Raw genomic sequence first — 19,846 nt, 5'->3', positions numbered from 1 at the left:
GGAAGTCCGACCAGCATGAAGCGCTTTAAAATCCTGCGGCGGTGGTTCGCGCGGAAGTTCGGCTTCGCGGGGCTGATGTGCCTTGCGCTTCTGATCGGATTCGCCGGGATTCGCGTCTGGGATCCGCCGCCGATCCAGGAGCTGCGGCTCCGCACCTTCGACATGTTCCAGCTGATCGATCCGCGCCAAAAGACGGCGCGGCCGGTCACCATTATCGACATCGACGACAAGAGCCTCGCCAAGCTCGGCCAGTGGCCGTGGCCGCGCACGCGGATCGCGGACATGATCGTCAACCTCACCAATCTCGGCGCGGTGGCGGTCGGCTTCGACGTCGTGTTCGCCGAGGCTGACCGGCTCAATCCGGATGTTGTCGCGAGCCAGATGCGTTATCTGGATGATGTGACCCGCGCCAAGCTGCGCGAGCTGCCGACCAACGACCAGATCCTCTCGGAAGCCATCAAGCGCTCGCGCGTGGTGCTGGGCGAGACCGGTCAGCCGGCCGTCACCTCCGAGATCGACAAGACGCTTCCCCTCACGGGCGTGGCGACGGTCGGCGAGGAGGGGGCCGAGCGCTTCCTGTTCGAGTTCCCGGGGCTGCTGCGCAACGTGCCCGTCATCGAGAAGGTGGCCGCCGGCCGTGGTCTGTTCACCATCAGGACCGAGCGCGACGGCCTGATCCGCCGCGTGCCGATGATCATGCGGGCGCAAGGCAACATCATGCCCTCGCTCAGCCTTGAGATCCTGCGGGTCGTCACCATGACGCCCACGCTCCTGGTCAGGACCGACAAGACCGGTATTCGGGCGATCCGCCTCAAGGGCGTCGAGATACCGACCGACAAGAACGGCCAGCTCTGGGTTCACTATGCCCGCCAGGATCCTTCGATCTACGTCTCGGCCGCCGACGTGCTCGACAACAGCGTGTCGCCGAGCAAGATCGCCGGCAAGCTGGTGCTGATCGGCACCTCGGCGGTCGGACTGAACGACATCAAGACCACGCCGGTGTCGTCGAGCATGCCGGGTGTTGAGATCCACGCGCAGGTGCTCGAAAGCGTGCTGAGCGGCGCGGTCGTCTCCCAGCCGAACTATGCGCTCGGCGTCGAGCTGCTCGCGGCGCTGGTGATCGGCCTCCTCGTCATCATCTTCACGCCGAACCTCGGGCCCGTGCGGCTGGTGCTTGCGGGTGCGATGTTCGCTGCCATCCTGGTCGGGGTTTCCTGGTTCTTCTATGCCCGGGACCGCTACCTCATCGACTTCACCTATCCGCTGCTGTCGACCACCGCGATCTACCTGACGCTGATCTTCGCGAGTTTCGTGCGCGAGCAGCGGCAGCGCATGCAGATCCGCGGGCAATTTGCGCAATACATGTCGCCGGTGCTGGTCGAGCAGCTCGCGAATTCGCCGGAGAAGCTCGTGCTCGGCGGTGAGGAGCGCGAGATGACGATCATGTTCTCCGACGTGCGCGGCTTCACCACGATCTCGGAGACGTACAAGCACGATCCGCAGGGTTTGACCGCCCTGATGAACCGCTTCCTGACGCCGCTGACCAACGTGATCATCGAGCAGAAGGGCTATATCGACAAATATATGGGCGACGCCATCATGGCGTTCTGGAATGCGCCGCTCGATGACAAGCAGCACGAGATCAACGCCTGCGAGGCCGCGATCCAGATGCTCGAGCGGATTGACGTGGTCAACAAGGAGCGCGAGCAGGAGTCCGCCGAGGGCGGCCACGTCTACATCCCGCTCAATGTCGGCATCGGCCTCAACACCGGCATGGGCGTGGTCGGGAACATGGGATCCGACCGCAAGTTCAACTATTCGGTGCTCGGCGACAGCGTGAACCTGGCGTCGCGCCTGGAAGGGCAGACGAAGGAATACGGCTTTCCCATCATCGTCGGCTCCAAGACCGCGCTCGCCGCCAAGGACAAGTTCGCGATCCTCGAGCTCGACTTCATCATGGTCAAGGGCAAGACCGAGCCGGAGGTCATCTATGCCATCGCCGGCCGCGAGGACGTGATGCAATCGGCCGCCTTCCAGCGGCTGCGCAACATCACCATCGAGATGCTCGGCTGCTACCGCAACCGCGACTGGCAGGGCGCACTCGCCGCGATCGATCGCGGCCGCAGAAGCGAGGACGCCGACACGCTGGAAAAGCTGTTCAAGCTCTACGAGGCGCGGATCAAGGACTTCCAGCTCAATCCGCCGCCGGAAGGCTGGACCGGCGCCTATGCACTGCTGACGAAGTAGAAGGCTGCGCCGCGCCCGTACGCTCCGCTCGGGCCTCAAACAAGGTGTCGTCCCGGCGAAGGCCGGGACCCATAACCCCAGGGAGCAGTTGTGGCGCGACATCGGTAACCACGAGTCTTCGCCAAACCACATCCTGTGGATATGGGTCCCGGCCTTCGCCGGGACGACGGCGGTGTTTGTTGCGGCCGAGTGCCCGCCTCACTCCACCCCGATCGTGGTCAGATCCTGGAACCAGTGCTGCGCCTGGACGAACTGCTTGATCTTCGGCGACAGCGCGTGCGGGTTGGTGTCGTGGACGACCCAGACCAGCACGGCATCGTCGACGATCAGGGCATGGGCCTGCGCGATCAGATCGTCCTGCTTGGCGGTGTCGAAGGTCTGCTTGGCCTCGTTGATCAGCGCGTCGACCTTCGGGTTCTTGTAGCCGCCCCAGTTGACGCCGACCGGCGCGATCTGGTCGGAGGCGAAGAAGCGGACGATGGCGTAGAGCGGGTCGGAGGTGACATAGGCGATGTTGTTGGCGGTGATGCCGGCGTTCATCTCGTCGGCCGCGCCCTTGCGCCAGTGCGTATATAACGTCTCGAGCTCGACGACCTTGAAGTCGATGTCGATGCCGATCTCCTTGAAGCTCTGCTGCAGGAATTCGTTCATCGGCAGCGACAGCATCTGCCCGGTGCCGCCCTGCGCGATGATGAAGGTGGTCTTCAGCGGCTTGTCCTTGGAGTAGCCGGCCTCCTTGACCAGCTTCTTCGCGGCGGCGAGATCGTACTTGATGTCGAAGGTCGGCTTGCCGAACCACGGGCTCGACGGGTCGACCTGGCCCTTCGCGGGCTTTGCCAGGCCGTTCATCAGACCGACCACGCCCTCGCGATCGATCGCGAGATTGAGCGCCTTGCGCAGGCGGATGTCGGTCCAGGGTGAACCCGGCAGCACGCTGAGGTGATAATTCCAGACATGCGGCGTGATGTTGTCGACGATCTTCATGCCGGCCGCCTTGAGCTGCGGCACGGCGTCCGGCGCCGGCGTCTCGATCAGATCGACTTGCCCGGCAAGCAGCGCGTTGGTGCGCGTCAACGCTTCCGGCATCGGCACCAGCACGATCTTGTCGACCTTCGGAATCCGCTTCTTGTTCCAGTAGTCCGGGTTCTTGCTCAGCTCGGCAAACTCGCGCGGCACGAGCTTCGTCAGCTTGAACGGTCCGGTGCCGGACGGCTGGCTTGCGAACTTGTCCCAGTCCTTGCCGAGCTTTTCGTACTGCGCGGGGCTCGAGACCAGGAACCACAGCATCTGATAGGGAAAGAAGGAGTCGACCGTCTTGGTGGTGATCTCCACGGTGAAGTCGTCGATCTTGGCGTAGCTCGCGACAGAGGGGAGGCGCGTCTTCACCTGGGCGCTCTGCCGCTTGTCGAATTGCGGTGCCTTGTCGTTGAGCACCTTGTCGAGATTCCAGATCACCGCATCGGCGTTGAACTCGCTGCCGTCGTGAAACTTCACGCCCTTGCGCAGCGCGAAGCGCCATTTGGTCTTGTCGTTGTCGTCGACCTTCCATTCGGTGGCGAGCCCCGGCACCAGCATGCCCGGCCTGTCGGCGACGTCCATCTCCCAGGCAACCAGCGGATCGTAGATCGTGTAGGCCGTGAACTGATAGGCGCCGGCACCGCGATCGGGCTGGCCCGTCGTCAGCGGAATATCCGCCATCGAGATGCCGTAGCGCACCACCGTTTCGGCGCGCGCCGAGATTGCGGAGAACGCCAGCGCAAGCACGGCGAGGCAGGTCGACAATCGAATACGCATGGCCCAAGACTCCCAGGGAGAAATCGGAGCCAAACGTGCAATCTCGATGCCAGAATAGGCAGCGCGGCGCCTTTGCCGGCTTGCGATCACAAGGACTTGTCGTCGCAGGGGCAATTTGCAGTATAAGTTGCCCATTGGCATAGCCATTGCATACGTTTGCATCAAAATTAATCATCGAAAGCCGGAAAAGGATTGAGGCGATGCTTATCAAGACGACCACAACTCGCGCGGCGCTGATCGCGTTGCTGGCGCTCGGCACGGCAGCCGCATGGCCGCGCGCAGCCAGCGCCGAAACCGTGCTGCGCATCGGCATGACCGCTGCCGATATTCCGCGCACGCTGGGTCAGCCCGATCAGGGTTTTGAAGGTAACCGCTTCACCGGCGTCACCATGTATGACGCGCTGACCGGCTGGGACCTGTCCTCGGCTGACAAGGCGAGCATGGTCATCCCCGGCCTTGCGACCGAGTGGAAGGTCGACGACGCCGACAAGACCAAATGGATATTCAAGCTGCGCCCCGGCGTGACCTTCCATGACGGCTCGCCGTTCAATGCGGATGCCGTGGTGTGGAACGTCGAGAAGGTGCTGAAGCAGGATGCTCCGCAATTCGATGCCAGCCAGGTCGGCGTCACCGCCTCGCGCATGCCGACGCTCGCGTCCGCGAAGAAGATCGACGACATGACGGTCGAGCTCACCACCAAGGAGCCCGACAGCTTCCTGCCGATCAACCTCACCAACCTCTTCATGGCGAGCCCGTCGAAGTGGCAGGCCTTCTATGACAAGGCGGAAGGTGCCGACGCCAAGGCGAAGTCGCAAGGAGCCTGGGCCGCATTTGCGAAGGACGCTTCGGGCACCGGCCCGTGGAAAATGGCGAGCTTCACGCCGCGCGAGCGGCTCGAGCTGGTCAAGAACGCGAACTATTGGGACAAGGCGCGCGTTCCCAAGGTTGACAAGATGGTGCTCCTGCCGATGCCGGAAGCCAACGCGCGCACCGCGGCGCTGCTTTCCGGACAGGTCGACTGGGTCGAGGCGCCGGCGCCCGATGCGCTGCCCGAGCTCAAGCAGCGTGGCTTCCTGCTCTATGCCAACGAGCAGCCACATGTCTGGCCCTGGCAGTTCTCGCGCGTCGAGGGCTCGCCCTGGAACGACATCCGCGTGCGCAAGGCCGCAAACCTGTGCGTCGATCGCGAGGGCCTCAAGGACGGCCTGCTCGCAGGACTCATGGTGCCTGCAACCGGCACCTTCGAGCCCGGCCATCCCTGGCGCGGCAATCCGACCTTCCAGATCAAGTATGACAAGCCGGCCGCGCAAAAGCTGATGCAGGAGGCCGGTTTTGGCCCGAACAAGAGGCTGGCGGTGAAGATCCAGACCTCGGCCTCCGGCTCGGGCCAGATGCAGCCGCTGCCGATGAACGAATATCTGCAGCAGGCGCTCGCCGAGTGCTACTTCGATGTGCAGCTCGACGTCATCGAGTGGAACACGCTGTTCACCAACTGGCGTCGCGGTGCCAAGGATCCCAGCGCCAACGGCTCGAACGCGACCAACGTCACCTATGCGGCGATGGACCCGTTCTTCGCGCTGGTGCGCTTCCTGCAATCGAGCATGGCGCCGCCGGTCTCGAACAATTGGGGATTCATCAACAATCCCAAGTTCGATGAGCTCGTGAAGAAGGCACGGCAGACGTTCGACCCCGCCGCGCGCGACGCCGCGCTCGCCGAGCTGCACGCGGCCTCCGTCGACGACGCAGCCTTCTTCTACGTCGCCCACGACGTCGGCCCGCGCGCCATGAGCCCGAAGGTGAAGGGCGTCGTGCAACCGAAGAGCTGGTTCATCGATTTCTCGCCGATCTCGATGGCGCCCTAGTGCGAGCCAATCGCTCGGTGCACCCTCTCCCCTTGTGGGAGAGGGTGGCTTCGCGAGAGCGAAGCCGGGTGAGGGGTCTCTCTCCGCGGACGCGGACCCTTCAACCGATGTAATTTTGCTCGCGGACAGAACCCTCATCCGGCGCGCTGATCGCGCGCCACCTTCTGCCACAAGGGGAGAAGGGAAGATAAAGAGTGACTTGTGCTCGCCTATATTGCCAGACGCATCGTCTATGTGATCCCGATCGTCATCAGCGTGGCGCTGGTGTGCTTCCTGCTCGTGCACATCACGCCGGGCGATCCGCTGGTCGCCATCCTGCCGGCCGATGCCTCGCAGGAGCTCGCCGCGCAGCTCCGCGCTGCCTACGGTTTTGACCGGCCGCTGCCGGTGCAGTTTGGCCTCTGGCTGCTCCGCGCGCTGCATGGCGATCTCGGCAACTCCATCGCGACGGGGCGACCCGTGCTCGCGGAGGTCGTGCGCGCCGTCGGTAACACCGTGACGCTCGCGATTGCGGCTGCCATTATCGGTTTCACGATGGGTATCATGCTCGGCCTGATCGCCGGCTATTTCCGCGAGACCTGGATCGACAAGCTCGCGACCTCCTTTGCCATCGCCGGCGTTTCGGTGCCGCATTACTGGCTCGGCATGCTGCTGGTCATCATCTTCTCGGTCGAGCTGAACTGGCTGCCTGCGGTCGGCGCAGGTCCCGGCGGCTCCGGCGCCTGGGCCTGGGACTGGGCGCATCTCAAATATCTGGTGCTGCCGGCGATCACGACATCGGTGATCCCGATGGGCATCATCACCCGAACCGTGCGTGCGCTGACCGGCGACATCCTCTCACAGGATTTCGTCGAGGCGCTGCGTGCCAAAGGCCTGCGCGAGACCGGGGTGTTCCGCCACGTCATAAAGAACGCCGCGCCCACCGCGCTTGCGGTGATGGGTCTCCAGCTCGGCTATATGCTCGGCGGCTCGATCCTGATCGAGACCGTGTTCTCCTGGCCGGGCTCGGGCTTCCTCTTGAATTCGGCGATCTTCCAGCGCGACCTGCCGCTGCTGCAGGGTACGATCCTGGTGCTGGCGCTGTTCTTCGTCTTCCTCAATCTGCTGGTCGATATCGCGCAGGCCGCGATCGATCCGCGCATCAAGCGGGGCTAGCCGATGAGTCTAGCTGTAGCCACGCAAAAGGTGCGCCCCCTCTCCCGCTTGCGGGGGAGGCATAGGCGGCCCACGGCCGCCGTTCTTGAACAGTACGCCGATGCGAAGCATCGGCTATGGGTGGGGGTGTATCCGCAATCGAGAACCCCCAAGAGGAGAGAACCCTCACCCGCGGCTTCGGCGCGACCTCTCCCGCAAGCGGGAGAGGTGCACTGGGTCCTCGGCCTGCATCGATCGAACCAACACCCACCCGGGGGCTAGCCGATGAGCGAGCTTCCGTTGTCTGCGACCAGCGATGCGGCGCTTCAGGCCGCGCCAGCGACCAAGGCGCGCGGCTATTGGGCGACCGTCGGCCGCCGCATCCTGCGCGACAAGGTCAGCATGGCCTGCGCGCTGGTGCTGCTCCTGATTTTCGTGTCCGCGATCCTCGCGCCCTGGCTAGGGCTTGAAGATCCCTACAAGGGCTCGATGATCCGCCGCCTCCGCCACATCGCAACGCCCGGCTATCCGCTCGGCACCGATGAACTCGGCCGCGACATGCTGGCGCGGCTGATCTATGGCGGGCGGCTGTCGCTCGTCGTTGGTATCTTGCCCGTGATCCTCGCGTTCGGCATCGGCACCTCGCTCGGCCTCGTCGCCGGCTATGTCGGCGGCAAGCTCAACACCGCGATCATGCGCACGGTCGACGTGTTCTACGCATTTCCCTCCGTGCTGCTGGCGATTGCGATCTCCGGCGCGCTGGGGGCCGGCATCCTCAACTCGATCGTCGCGCTGACCATCGTGTTCGTGCCGCAGATCACGCGCGTGGCCGAAAGCGTCACTACCGGCGTTCGCAACAGGGACTTTGTCGAGGCCGCGCGTGCCTCGGGCGCGGGCCCCTTCACCATCATGCGCGTGCACATCCTCGGCAACGTGCTGGGCGCGATCTTCGTCTATGCGACCAGCCTGATCTCGGTCTCGATGATTTTGGCGGCAGGCCTTTCCTTCCTCGGCCTCGGCACGAAGCCTCCGGAGCCGGAATGGGGCCTGATGCTGAACACCTTGCGCACCGCCATCTACGTCAACCCGTGGGTCGCTGCGCTTCCCGGTGCGATGATCTTCGCGGTGTCGATCTGCTTCAACCTGCTTTCGGACGGCCTGCGCAGCGCCATGGACATCAGGAACTAAAGAATGATGATGCAAATGCGTACTGTCGCAACGTTCGCTGTACACCTCTCCCGTAGGGAGAGGCATAGGCCGCCTTTGGCGGCCGTTATTAAGAACGCCGAAGCGGAGCTTCGGCTATGTCGCATCGTCAGATGCGATCCGGGTGAGGGGTTCCGCTTCATCGAGGAACCTGCTCCCCCTCACCCGGCGCTTCGCGCCGACCTCTTCCCGACGGGGAGAGGTAAGGGACGGCGGCCATGACAACAAATCTGCCTGTCGAAATGCTCGAGCCGGTCGAGGACCGCGGCGGCGTGGCGCAGCCGCTGCTGCAGGTCAACGGCCTCACAAAACATTTCCCGGTCCGCGGCGAGCTGTTCAGCGCGAAACGCACAGTGCGCGCCGTCGATAACGTCTCCTTCTCCGTCGCCAAGGGCGAGACCGTCGGCATCGTCGGCGAGTCCGGCTGCGGCAAGTCGACCACCGCGCGGCTGTTGATGCACCTGATGCCGCGCGATGCCGGCGATATCGTCTATGACGGCATGACCGTCGGCCAGTCGCTGTCCTTGCGTGAACTGCGCCGCGGCATGCAGATGGTGTTCCAGGACTCCTACGCCTCGCTCAATCCGCGCCTGACGATCGAGGAGTCGATCGCCTTCGGCCCGAAGGTGCACGGCATGGCCGATACCGCGGCGCGTGCGCTGGCGCGCGAGCTGCTCGGCAAGGTGGGCTTGCGCCCCGAAAATTTCGCCAACCGCTATCCGCACGAGATCTCCGGCGGTCAGCGCCAGCGCGTCAACATCGCGCGTGCACTGGCGCTGTCGCCGCGGCTGGTGATCCTGGACGAAGCCGTCTCCGCGCTCGACAAATCGGTCGAGGCGCAGGTGCTCAATCTGCTCGCCGATCTCAAGCGCGAATTCGGCCTGACCTATCTCTTCATCAGCCACGACCTCAACGTCGTGCGCTACATCAGCGATCGCGTGCTGGTGATGTATCTTGGCGAAGTCGTCGAGCTCGGCCCGGTCGATCAGGTCTGGGACCAGCCGGCCCATCCCTATACGCGCGCGCTGCTCGCCGCGATGCCGTCCTCCGACCCTGACAGGCGCACCGAGAAGCCGCCGATCACGGGCGATCCGCCCAATCCGATCGATCCGCCCTCGGGCTGCCGCTTCCACACCCGTTGCCCGTTTGCGGAGCCGCTCTGCGCAAAAGCTACACCAAAGCTCACCGCGCTCGATAAGATGGGCCACGAGGCCGCGTGCTACATGGCGATTCCGGGTTCAGGCCATAGCCGCGCGCCCAGAGAGGAAACCGCATGACGAGACCGACTGCAAAAGAGATCAAGCCGATGGCTCAGGTCGCCGGCGTCCCCGTGGACGATGAGATCGCGACGCGCATCTCCAATTCGATCGGACCTGCTTTCGAGGGCTTTGCCGCAATCGCCGGCACGCTGCCGTTCGATCTCGAGCCCGCGCTCTACGTGATCGCCCAGACTGCGAAGGTTTCGAAATGAGCATCGAGACCGCATTGATGACGCTCACCGAGGTCGCGCGCGCGATCGCGATGAAGCAGGTGTCCTCGCATGAGGTGACGCGCGCGCTCTTGCACCGCATCGCGGAGTGGCAGCCGCATCTCAATGCCTTCATGTCGCTCGAATCGGAGGCGGCGCTGAAGGCAGCCGATGCCGCCGACGCCGCCTTGGCCAAGGGCGAGGTGCGCGGACCGCTGCATGGTGTGCCGCTCGCCCACAAGGACATGTACTACGACGCCGGAAGGGTCGCGACCTGCGGCTCGCTGATCCGGCGCGACTTCGTCGCGACCACGACCTCGACCGCCTTGCAGCGGTTGAAGGACGCCGGCCAGATCAGGCTCGGCACGCTGCATCTCGCCGAATTCGCCTATGGCCCGACCGGCCACAACAGTCATTACGGTCCGGTCTGCAATCCCTGGAACGTTGCGCATATCACCGGCGGCTCGTCGTCGGGGTCGGGCTCGGCTGTCGCGGCGCGGCTCACCTATGCGGCGCTCGGCTCCGACACCGGCGGCTCGATCCGCATGCCCGCGCATTTCTGCGGCGTCACAGGGCTCAAGACCACCTGGAGCCGCGTCAGCCGCGCCGGCGCGATGCCGCTGTCGCAATCGCTCGACACGGTCGGTCCGCTCGCCCGCACCGCCGAGGACTGCGCGCTGCTGCTGGCGCTGATGGCCGGTCCCGATCCCGAGGATCCCACCGCAAGCCACGAGCCGCTTTCGGACTATGTCGCCGCGACAAAAGGCTCGCTGAAGGGCCTGAAGATCGGCGTGCCCGCGTCCTTCTATGTCGACGACCTCGACGCCGAGGTCGCGCGCGTGCTGGACGAGACCATCGCCGTGCTCAAGCGCGAGGGTGCCGACATCGTCAAGGTCGAGCTGCCGGATCAGCGGCAATTGTCCGCGGCAAGCCAGCTCGTGCTCGCGGCCGAAGCCGCCGCCTTCCACAAGCGCTGGATGATCGAGCGGCCGCAGGATTATGGCCCGCAGGTCCTGATGCGCCTTCAGAACGGGCTCGCCGTTCCCGCCATCACCTATCTCGAGGCGATGCGCTGGCGCGGTCCGGCGCTCGCCGCGCACAATGCGGCCACAGCCGGCGTCGATGCGGTGATCGCACCGGCTTCGCCCGTGCCGGCGCCGACGATTGCGGAGAGCGATGTCGGGGGCGGACCGAACGCGCCGGCGCTGTTGCAGCGGCTGACGCTGTTCACCCGTCCGGTGAACTTCCTCGGCCTGCCGTCGCTGACCGTGCCGTCTGGTTTCACCAAGGGCGGCCTGCCGATCGGCATGCAGCTCATCGGCCGCTCCTTCGATGAGGCGACCTTGCTCACCATCGGCGCCGCATTCCAGCGCGTGACCGACTACCACGACCGGGTACCGAAACTGCCGTCATGACAAAGCTCGTCGAGATCTCAGGCCTCAACATCCGCTTCACCGGCGAGCGCACGGTCTTTGCCGTGAACGATCTCAATCTCTCGCTTGGCGATGGCGAAGTATTGGGCCTGCTCGGCGAGTCCGGCTCGGGCAAGAGCGTGACGCTGCGTGCGCTGATGCGGCTGTTGCCGAAGAAGCGCACGCTGATCTCGGGCACTGTCAACGTCATGGGCCGCGACGTGCTGGCCATGAACGACGAGGAGCTCTCGTCCTTCCGTGGCCAGACCGTCTCGATGATCTTCCAGGAGCCCGCGCTCGCGCTCGATCCGGTCTACACCATCGGGGCGCAGATCGCCGAAAGCGTCGTGCGCCACGAGGGCAAGAGTTTTGCGGAGGGCAGGGCGCGTGCGCTCGAAATGCTCGAGGTCGTGCGTATCCCGTCGGCGAAGCGCCGGCTCGATGCCTATCCGCACGAGATGTCCGGCGGCATGCGCCAGCGCGCGATGATCGCGCTGGCGCTCGCCTGCCGGCCAAAGATCCTGCTTGCGGACGAGCCGACCACCGCGCTCGACGCCACCGTGCAGATCCAGATCCTGTTGCTGTTGCGCGAACTGCAGCGCGAGTTCGGCATGTCCGTCATCTTCGTCACCCACGACATCGGCGTCGCCATCGAGATCTGCGACCGCGTCGCGGTGATGTATGCCGGCCAGATCGTGGAGCAGGGGAGTTTGCGCGACATCGTCCGCACACCGGTGCACCCCTATGCCAAGGGCCTGCTCGCCTCAACCATCCACGGTGCCAAGCGCGGGCAGCGGCTCGAGACCATCCCCGGCACGCCGCCCTCGCTCGCAGAGAAGCCGCACAACTGCTCCTTCGCCCCCCGCTGCAAGTTCGCCGAGCCGCGATGTTTGGAGCAATTGCCGGGGTATGTGAAGGTCGGGCCGGGTAGGGCGGCAAGGTGCGTGCTGGCGGAGCCGGTGGTCGCGTCGTAACCGGTGCGCTTAGTCGCGAGCGTGCTATCGATCTGAGTTCATTGATCTGAGCCGAAGCGCAGCCAAAAGCACACTGCGCTCCCTCCCCCCTTGCGGGGGAGGGTGGGGGAGAGGGGTAGCCCCAAGCGAGGGGCTACCCCCCTCCCTGCCCCTCCCCCGCAAGGGGCGAGGGAATGCGGCAGTTTGCGCCCCTCACTTCGCAAGTAGACAGCGCGGCACGCCTCTCACGTCCCACACACGCGCCACCTCAGAATTCCTCTGCGACAACACCGAGTTGTCACAGTTCACCGAGCGCCAACGGCTAGGCGCGCTTCTACTGTGCATGGGGTTGTTTTCGACATTTTTGTCTGCGCCCCCGCAACCCGGTCGCGGGGCACAACATTCACACCCCATTCATCCCGGTTCCGGTTCCATGCGGCCGTTCACGGAGAGGGACCGACTTATGTACATTTCGAACGAAGGCCTGCTCGTTATCCTGTTCGTCGGGCTGGTTGCCGGCTGGCTTGCCGGCAAGGTGGTGCGGGGGACCGGGTTCGGCATCATCGGCGACATCGTGGTCGGCGTCGCCGGCGCGCTGGTGGCGAGCTTCCTGTTTCCGAAGCTCGGCATTCGTCTCGGCACTGGCCTCGTGTCCGAGATCGTCTACTCCGCCATCGGCGCGGTCATCCTGCTTCTGGTGGTCCGGCTGGTGCGCGGCGGCGGCCGGCTTTAGCGTCGCAGCGATCGGAGCTTTACGCCTCTCCTCTTGCGGAGATCCTGGGGAGAGGCGTCGGTCGTGCAAGAAAAAGCCGCAAGGCTGTGAAATTCCGGACTTGCACGCGCGCGCGGTCGGGGTAGATGTGGCCATCAGGTTCCTGAATTAATTCGACGGCGTTGGATGAGGAACGAAAACGCCATGTTAATCCGGGTCAAGTACACCTGAAATTGCCTTTGAAATCAGGGGCTTTGCCCCTCACCCGAAAGAGATCAGACTGATGGCAGCCGTTTCCGGCGTTCGCCGTTCAGAGCTCGGTGACGCGCTGCGCGCCTGTCGCAGCGCGTTCCTCGGCGTCGGCTTGATGAGCTGCATGATCAACCTGCTCTATCTGACCGGGTCGATCTTCATGCTGGAGGTCTACGACCGGGTGCTGCCGAGCCGCAGCGTTCCAACCCTGGTCGGCCTGATCATCCTGGCCAGCGGTCTCTATGTCGCGCAGGGCGTGCTCGACATGATCCGCGGGCGGATCCTGGGGCGGGTCGGCACCGCGCTCGACGAAGCCCTGAACAAGCGTGTGTTCGACACCATCGTGCGCCTGCCGCTCCTCGTCGGCGGCCGCAACGAGGGACTTCAACCGCTGCGTGACCTCGACAATGTCCGCTCCTTCCTCGGCGGCATGGGACCGAGCGCGTTCTTCGACCTGCCCTGGCTGCCGCTCTATCTCGCCATCTGCTTCGCCTTCCACGTCTTGATCGGCGTGACCGCACTGGTCGGCGCCATCATCCTGGTGGGGCTCACGCTGGTCACCGAGTTCCTGTCCCGCCGGCCGGCGCGCGAGGCGATGGGGCTGGCCGCGCAGCGCAACGATCTCGCCCAGTCCAGCCGCCGCAACGCCGAGGTGCTGGTGTCGATGGGCATGGCCGGTCGGCTCAACCAGCGCTGGAGCGAGGCCAACGAAAAATATCTCGCCGGCAATCAACGCGCGAGCGACGTCGCCGGCGGTCTCGGTGCGGTCGCAAAAGTGCTGCGCATGATGCTGCAATCGGCCGTGCTTGCGGTCGGTGCCTATCTCGTCATCCATCAGGAGGCGACCGCGGGCATCATCATCGCGGGCTCGATCCTATCCGCCCGCGCGCTGGCGCCGGTCGATCTCGCGATCGCGCACTGGAAATCCTTCGTCGCCGCGCGCCAGAGCTGGCAGCGCCTCAGCCGGTTGCTCGAGCAGATGCCGGCGCAGGCGACGCCGACGCAATTGCAGGTTCCCACCAGCCGCCTGTCGGTCGAAGGCGTCGCCATCGTGCCGCCAGGCGATCAGCGCCTCATCGTGCAGGATGTCACCTTCGCGCTCGTCGCGGGCAATGGCCTCGGCGTGATCGGGCCGAGCGGCTCCGGCAAGTCGTCATTGATCCGCGCGCTGGTCGGCGTCTGGCAGCCGGTGCGGGGCAAGGTCCGGCTCGACGGCGCCGCGCTCGACCAATGGTCGTCGGACGTGCTCGGCCGCCACATCGGTTATCTGCCGCAGGACGTCGAATTGTTCGGCGGCACCATCGCGCAGAACATCAGCCGCTTCGATCCCGAAGCGACGTCGGACGGCATCATCTCCGCGGCGAAAGAGGCCGGCGTCCACGAGATGATCATCAAGATGCGCGAAGGCTACAACACCCAGGTCGGCGACCAGGGTACCTCTCTCTCCGCAGGCCAGGCGCAGCGCGTGGCGCTGGCGCGCGCGCTCTACGGCAATCCGTTCCTGATCGTTCTCGACGAGCCCAATTCCAATCTCGACACCGAAGGTGACGAGGCGTTGACTCGCGCGATCCGCTCGGCGCGCGAGCGGGGCGCCATCGTCATTGTCGTGGCGCACCGGCCGATCGGCGTCGAGGCGGTCGACCAGATCCTGGTGCTGCGCGATGGCCGCGTGCAGGCCTTTGGTCCCAAGGAACAGGTGCTCGCGCAGGTGCTCCAGCCCCGCGTCGCGCCGCCGGCGCCGATCAAGATCGTCAGCGAGGGCGGGGTGACCAAGCCATGAGCACCATGACGATTGGTGGCGTGAAGGGTGCCGCGAAGAAGACCGTGCGGCAGTCGATCAGGTTTCACCTGATCCTGGGGATTTCGATCGTGCTGATTCTGGCCCTTGGGCTGGGCGGCTGGGCGTCCACGGTGCTGATCTCCGGCGCGCTGATCGCGCCCGGGCAGATCGTCGTCGAATCCAACGTCAAGAAGGTGCAGCATCCGACCGGCGGCGTCGTCGGCGAGGTGCGCGCCCGTGACGGCGACGTGGTCAAGTCCGGCGACATCGTGGTGCGGCTCGACGACACCGTCACCAAGGCCAACCTTGCCATCGTCACCAAGAATCTCGATGCGGCGCAGGCGCGCGCGTCGCGGCTCCAGGCCGAGCAGCGCGGTCTCGACAAGATGGAGTTCCCGCAGTCATTGCTCGATCGCGCCGACGATCCCGACGTCAAGACGCTGCTCGCCAGCGAGGGCAAGCTGTTCGACGTCCGTGTCAACGGCCGCGCCGGGCAGAAGGCGCAGCTCCGCGAGCGGATCCAGCAGCTCAATGAGGAGATCGAGGGTCTCTCCGCGCAGGAAAAGGCCAAGGACAAGGAAATCGTCCTGGTGCAGCAGGAGCTCACCGGCGTCCGCGATCTCTACGACAAGCACCTGGTGCAGCTCTCGCGCCTCACCACGCTCGAGCGCGACTCCGCCCGCCTCAACGGCGAGCGCGCGCAATACATCGCCTCGCGGGCGCAGGCCAAGGGCAAGATCACCGAGACCGAGCTTCAGATCATCCAGGTCGACAAGGACATGGTGAGCGAGGTCTCCAAGGATCTGCGCGAGACCAACGACAAGATCGGTGAGTTGATCGAGCGCAAGGTCACCGCCGAGGACCAGCTTCGCCGCGTCGACATTCGGGCGCCGCAGGACGGCATGGTGCTGCAATCGACCGTGCACACCGTCGGCGGCGTCGTCACCGCCGGCGATACCCTGATGCTGATCGTGCCGCAGGCCGACGATCTCCAGGTCGAGGCCAAGGTCAATCCGGTCGATATCGACAAGCTCCAGGTCGGCCAGAAGACGCTGCTGCGCCTCTCCGCCTTCAACCAGCGCACCACGCCCGAGCTCAACGGCGTCGTCAGCCGCGTCTCGCCTGACGTCACCACCGATCAGCGCACCGGGCAGAGCTACTACACCATCCGCGTCTCGATGCCGCCGGAAGAGGTCGCCCGCCTCGGCGACGCCAAGCTGATCCCCGGCATGCCGGTGGAAGCGTTCGTGCAGACCGGCGACCGCACCATGCTGTCCTACCTGATGAAGCCGCTGCACGACCAGCTCATGCGTGCCTTCCGGGAGAAGTGACGCGAAGCGTCATCCCGGGGCGCGAGACCCACCCTACGACGTCCTTCCATTCGCCATTGCGAGCGCAGCGAGGCAATCCAGTCTGTCTCCGCGGAGAGATTTCTGGATTGCTTCGCTGCGCTCGCAATGACGGCATGGCTCTGTTCTTGCTATACTCCGACGCCAAGCGGCTCTTCAAAGCAACTGGCGTCGAAAATGCATCCCATCCCGATCGAATCCCTGCCGGCCATCGCCACTGAAGCCTTCTCTGACGCGGCCGCGGCTGTCGCCCGCCTCGAAGAAATCTACGATCGCAACACGAAATTCCTGCGCGATCGGTTCGAGGCCTATGTCAACGGCGAGGCGATCACGACGCGCGCTCGCGCCTACTACCCCTTCGTTCGCGTCACGACCGCGACCCATGCACGGCTCGATTCGCGTCTCTCCTATGGCTTCGTCGCGGGGCCGGGCGTGCATGAGACCAGCGTGACACGGCCGGATCTGTTCCGAAGCTATCTGATCGAACAGATCGGACTCTTGATCCAGAATCACGGCGTGCCCGTCGAGATCGGCGAGTCCGGCGAACCGATCCCGATCCACTTCGCCTACCGCCGCGACATCAACATCGAAGCCGCTATCAACACCAGCGAGAAGTCCCCCGCCATGCGATCGCTGCGTGACGTATTCGACGTGCCCGATCTCGCCACCATGGACGATGCGATCGCCGACGGCACGTTCGAGCTTAGGCCGGGCGCGCCCGAACCGCTGGCCCTGTTCCGGGCCGCCCGCGTCGATTACTCGCTGCGGCGGCTCTACCACTACACGGGCACTGATCCCGAGTATTTCCAGAATTTTGTGATCTTCACGAACTACCAGTTCTATGTCGATGCCTTCGCGCAGCTCTGCCAGCAGCGGCTCCAGTCCGGCGAGACTGGTCTCGATGCCTTCGTCGCGCCGGGCAACGTGATCACGCGCAATGGCGGCGCGATGACCGGAGTTGTGCCGGAGCGTACGCCGCAGATGCCGGCCTTCCATCTCGTCATGCCGGGCTATCGCGGCATCACGCTGATCAATATCGGCACCGGTCCGTCGAACGCGCGGAACGTCACCGACCACGTCGCCGTGTTGCGTCCGCATGCCTGGCTGATGCTCGGGCATTGCGCGGGTCTGCGCAATACGCAGCGTCTCGGCGACTACGTTCTCGCGCATGGATACGTGCGCGAGGATCACGTGCTTGATCGCGAGCTGCCGCTGTGGGTGCCGATCCCGGCGCTGGCCGAGATGCAGGTCGCGCTTGAGGAAGCGGTCGGCGACGTCACGGGCCTCGAGGGGTTTGAGCTCAAGCGTCTGATGCGCACGGGCACCGTCGCGAGCGTCGACAATCGCAATTGGGAGATCAGCGGGCCCGCAGTCATCCGTCGCCTGTCGCAATCGCGTGCCGTCGCGCTCGACATGGAATCGGCGGCGATCGCGGCGAACGGCTATCGCTTCCGCGTCCCCTACGGCACGCTGCTCTGCGTCTCCGACAAGCCGCTGCACGGCGAGATCAAGCTCGCGGGCATGGCAAGCGAGTTCTATCGCCGCCGCGTCGGCCAGCATCTCGAGATCGGGCTGAAGGCGCTGGAACGACTCAAGCAGCAGGAATCGGAGCGGCTGCATTCGCGCAAGCTCCGCAGCTTCGCCGAAGTGGCCTTCCAGTAGCACGTCCATCTTCCGTTATCGGAGGGACAGGAGAGCTGTCGTACGAACGCTGACGTCTCCGTGAGCACAGCGTCCCGGAATATCCGTGCCAAGGCAGGGTTATCACGTCGTCCGGGGCCGCTTGGATCAAGACAGGAGACAGAAATGGTCGCATCGATGATCAGGCTCGTCACGCTGGGAGCGTTTGCGGCGCTGCTGGCTTCCTCGGCCTATGCCGCGGGGGGAGGCGGAGGAGGCGGCGGCGGTGGAGGAGGTGCCAATCCCTATGATCCCTATGGCAGCGCCTATTCGACCCCGAGCACCGTTCAGCCGACCTATCCGAGACGCCCGGGAACGAAGGCCAGCCAGAAGACGAAGAAGCCTCACAACCAGTCCAGCATCGGCGATCCGGCATTCGCGGCCGGCTACCGCGCGGCCTATGACACGATCTACGAGCGCAACGACTACGCGGCCGCGATCGAGCAATTGAAGGCGCTTGGCCATGACGACCATCCGAACGTCGCCAACCTCATCGGCTACTCCTACCGCAAGCTCGGCGACTACAAGCAATCGCAGGTCTGGTACGAGCGCGCACTGAAAGCAGATCCGAACCACGTTCTGACCTGGCAGTACTATGGACTGTGGCAGCTCGAACAGGGCAATCGCGAGCAGGCGCTCTATCATCTGAGCCGGATTGCCGCCATCTGTGGGACTGATTGCGAGGAGTACAAATCGCTGGCCGCGGCGCTGGAGAAGCCGACCGGCACGGCGCTCGTTTATTGAAGGTGGAGGATGAGCCGGCTTCTGCGGCCGCGTCCGGGCGCGCGCCGTTGACCGGCCTGCATGACCGCCACGTCCTTTGGTGACAAGGCGTCAGATTTTCAGCATTGTCCCGCTCGGGGGCCGAACGGGACAAGTGGATGCCGCTGACGCGCGACAAGATCGTGGGCCATGATCTGGAACGGCTGGCCTTTCGGTTCAGCATGCTGAACGACGGCGGCGACGTCGTGCAGTGTCAGATCAGCGATGCCGCGATGGATGAGCTCGCGGGCATGCAGGGCACCGAAAGCAGCGCTCGGCAGGCGCAGTTCCTGTCGTTGCGTGAGACCATCGAACGGATCGCGTCAGACCTCTACGACGAGGCGCCACGGGTTAGAGGCCATGTGGTGCGGATTTTTACGAGGCATTTGGGAGGGTAGCTGCCACACATTCGTCGTCCTGGCGAAAGCCAGGACCAATACTGCGGAATCTATCGATGGCACGGGATGTCAACCCCGGACGACCAGTCTTCGGCAAACTGCTCCATGGGGTAATCGCGACGAGCGCAAGCGCTCGCGCGGGGGTCCTGGCTTTCGCCAGGACGAAACCGAGAGTAGGCGCGGTCGTTCCGTCTTACCCGGCAACGATACGGGAGCAGATCACCGCTCCAAATTCTTCAGCAGCAACTTCAACGCCGTCGCCGCAAACGTCTGCATGTTGGCGAACCGGTCGTTGCTCCCCGTCTCCAGTGTCATCACCTCTGCCGCGGGGCCCGCGATCGCCATGCAGCTATGGCCTGCGGCATCGCCGTAGCGGTTGCCGGTGGGGCCGGCTGCGCCGGTCTCGGACAGGCCCCAGTCGCAGCCGAAGCGGCCGCGCATCTGCTCGGCGAGGAGTTTCGCGTAAGGCTCCGAGGCCGATCGGAAGCCCTTCATGCCGTCATCCGAAATATCCATCAGCACGCGCCGCGCATCGCGCGTGTAGACCACCGCGCCGCCGAGGAAATAGGCCGAAGCGCCGGGCACCGCGAGCAGGCTTGCCGAGATCAGGCCACCGGTTGAGGATTCTGCCACGGCAATGGTCTCTTTGCGCGCGATCAGTTTGGCGGCGATCTGTTCCGCAATGCCAGTGAGCTCTTTCATTCCTGCACCTCTCATCCTCGCAACCGAGCTGCGCCTTCCTAGCATATGACAGCGGCATTGGCCGAGTTGCAGCGGGCGGGCAGGCCTGCTTGAATGGCGGAGGCAAGACGGCGCGGCGAAGCGCTATGCAAGAGG

The 19,846-nt window shown here is 64.8% G+C and carries 16 protein-coding genes; 14 read left to right on the top strand and 2 right to left on the bottom strand.

The features are described from left to right. Positions 1-15 precede the first annotated feature (15 nt). The gene (locus AYJ54_RS02485) at positions 16-2,247 is read left to right on the top strand and encodes a CHASE2 domain-containing protein (protein WP_063696285.1); all 2,232 of its coding nucleotides are present in this window, start codon (positions 16-18) and stop codon (positions 2,245-2,247) included. Between the two features lie 198 nt (positions 2,248-2,445). Here AYJ54_RS02485 and AYJ54_RS02480 read toward each other — a convergent pair whose 3' ends face one another. Further along, a complete protein-coding gene (locus AYJ54_RS02480) occupies positions 2,446-4,041 on the bottom strand; it encodes an ABC transporter substrate-binding protein (RefSeq protein ID WP_063696284.1) in 1,596 nt (531 codons plus the stop codon). Positions 4,042-4,241: 200 nt separating this feature from the next. Here AYJ54_RS02480 and AYJ54_RS02475 point away from each other — a divergent pair, with 200 nt between their 5' ends. The 13 genes from AYJ54_RS02475 (at position 4,242) to AYJ54_RS02415 (ending at position 19,009) form a co-directional block, all read left to right on the top strand. Continuing rightward, a complete protein-coding gene (locus AYJ54_RS02475; protein WP_063696283.1) occupies positions 4,242-5,903 on the top strand; it encodes an ABC transporter substrate-binding protein in 1,662 nt (553 codons plus the stop codon). 201 nt (positions 5,904-6,104) lie between these two features. Next, positions 6,105-7,058, top strand: a complete 954-nt coding sequence (locus tag AYJ54_RS02470) for an ABC transporter permease (RefSeq protein ID WP_063696282.1) — start codon at positions 6,105-6,107, stop codon at positions 7,056-7,058. 264 nt (positions 7,059-7,322) lie between these two features. Continuing rightward, positions 7,323-8,225: an ABC transporter permease gene (locus AYJ54_RS02465; RefSeq protein ID WP_063696281.1), complete on the top strand. Its 903-nt coding sequence runs from the start codon at positions 7,323-7,325 to the stop codon at positions 8,223-8,225. Between the two features lie 236 nt (positions 8,226-8,461). Next, positions 8,462-9,520: an ABC transporter ATP-binding protein gene (locus AYJ54_RS02460; protein ID WP_063696280.1), complete on the top strand. Its 1,059-nt coding sequence runs from the start codon at positions 8,462-8,464 to the stop codon at positions 9,518-9,520. Next, positions 9,517-9,714, top strand: a complete 198-nt coding sequence (locus AYJ54_RS02455; RefSeq protein WP_063696279.1) for a hypothetical protein — start codon at positions 9,517-9,519, stop codon at positions 9,712-9,714. Before AYJ54_RS02460 ends, AYJ54_RS02455 begins: the two co-directional genes overlap by 4 nt. Beyond that, a complete protein-coding gene (locus AYJ54_RS02450; protein WP_063696278.1) occupies positions 9,711-11,126 on the top strand; it encodes an Asp-tRNA(Asn)/Glu-tRNA(Gln) amidotransferase GatCAB subunit A in 1,416 nt (471 codons plus the stop codon). Before AYJ54_RS02455 ends, AYJ54_RS02450 begins: the two co-directional genes overlap by 4 nt. Continuing rightward, positions 11,123-12,097, top strand: a complete 975-nt coding sequence (locus AYJ54_RS02445; RefSeq protein ID WP_063696277.1) for an ABC transporter ATP-binding protein — start codon at positions 11,123-11,125, stop codon at positions 12,095-12,097. The genes AYJ54_RS02450 and AYJ54_RS02445 overlap by 4 nt, the downstream gene beginning before the upstream one ends. Positions 12,098-12,539: 442 nt before the next feature. Continuing rightward, entirely contained in the window at positions 12,540-12,809 is a 270-nt protein-coding gene (locus AYJ54_RS02440; RefSeq protein ID WP_063696276.1) for a GlsB/YeaQ/YmgE family stress response membrane protein, read from the top strand. Between the two features lie 262 nt (positions 12,810-13,071). Continuing rightward, positions 13,072-14,820: a type I secretion system permease/ATPase gene (locus AYJ54_RS02435; protein ID WP_063696275.1), complete on the top strand. Its 1,749-nt coding sequence runs from the start codon at positions 13,072-13,074 to the stop codon at positions 14,818-14,820. Next, positions 14,817-16,151, top strand: a complete 1,335-nt coding sequence (locus AYJ54_RS02430) for an HlyD family type I secretion periplasmic adaptor subunit (RefSeq protein WP_063696274.1) — start codon at positions 14,817-14,819, stop codon at positions 16,149-16,151. The genes AYJ54_RS02435 and AYJ54_RS02430 overlap by 4 nt, the downstream gene beginning before the upstream one ends. A 195-nt stretch (positions 16,152-16,346) precedes the next feature. Continuing rightward, a complete protein-coding gene (locus AYJ54_RS02425) occupies positions 16,347-17,831 on the top strand; it encodes an AMP nucleosidase (RefSeq protein ID WP_082905436.1) in 1,485 nt (494 codons plus the stop codon). Positions 17,832-17,975: 144 nt separating this feature from the next. Next, complete coding sequence (locus AYJ54_RS02420) at positions 17,976-18,593, top strand: tetratricopeptide repeat protein (RefSeq protein ID WP_063696273.1); 618 nt, start codon at positions 17,976-17,978, stop codon at positions 18,591-18,593. A 137-nt stretch (positions 18,594-18,730) separates the two neighbouring features. Further along, positions 18,731-19,009 carry a DUF1488 family protein gene (locus AYJ54_RS02415; RefSeq protein ID WP_063696272.1) on the top strand — a complete coding sequence of 93 codons (279 nt, stop codon included), beginning with the start codon at positions 18,731-18,733 and terminating at the stop codon, positions 19,007-19,009. Positions 19,010-19,228: 219 nt separating this feature from the next. Here AYJ54_RS02415 and AYJ54_RS02410 read toward each other — a convergent pair whose 3' ends face one another. Continuing rightward, positions 19,229-19,711, bottom strand: coding sequence for a CinA family protein (locus AYJ54_RS02410; protein ID WP_063696271.1), 483 nt, complete (start codon positions 19,709-19,711; stop codon positions 19,229-19,231). Between the last annotated feature and the right edge of the window lie 135 nt (positions 19,712-19,846).

It is taken from the genome of Bradyrhizobium centrolobii (genome assembly GCF_001641635.1).
Classification (GTDB): Bacteria; Pseudomonadota; Alphaproteobacteria; order Rhizobiales; family Xanthobacteraceae; genus Bradyrhizobium; species Bradyrhizobium centrolobii.
Note: the sequence above shows the minus strand (reverse complement) of the source record. Positions and strands in the feature narration are given on the sequence as shown.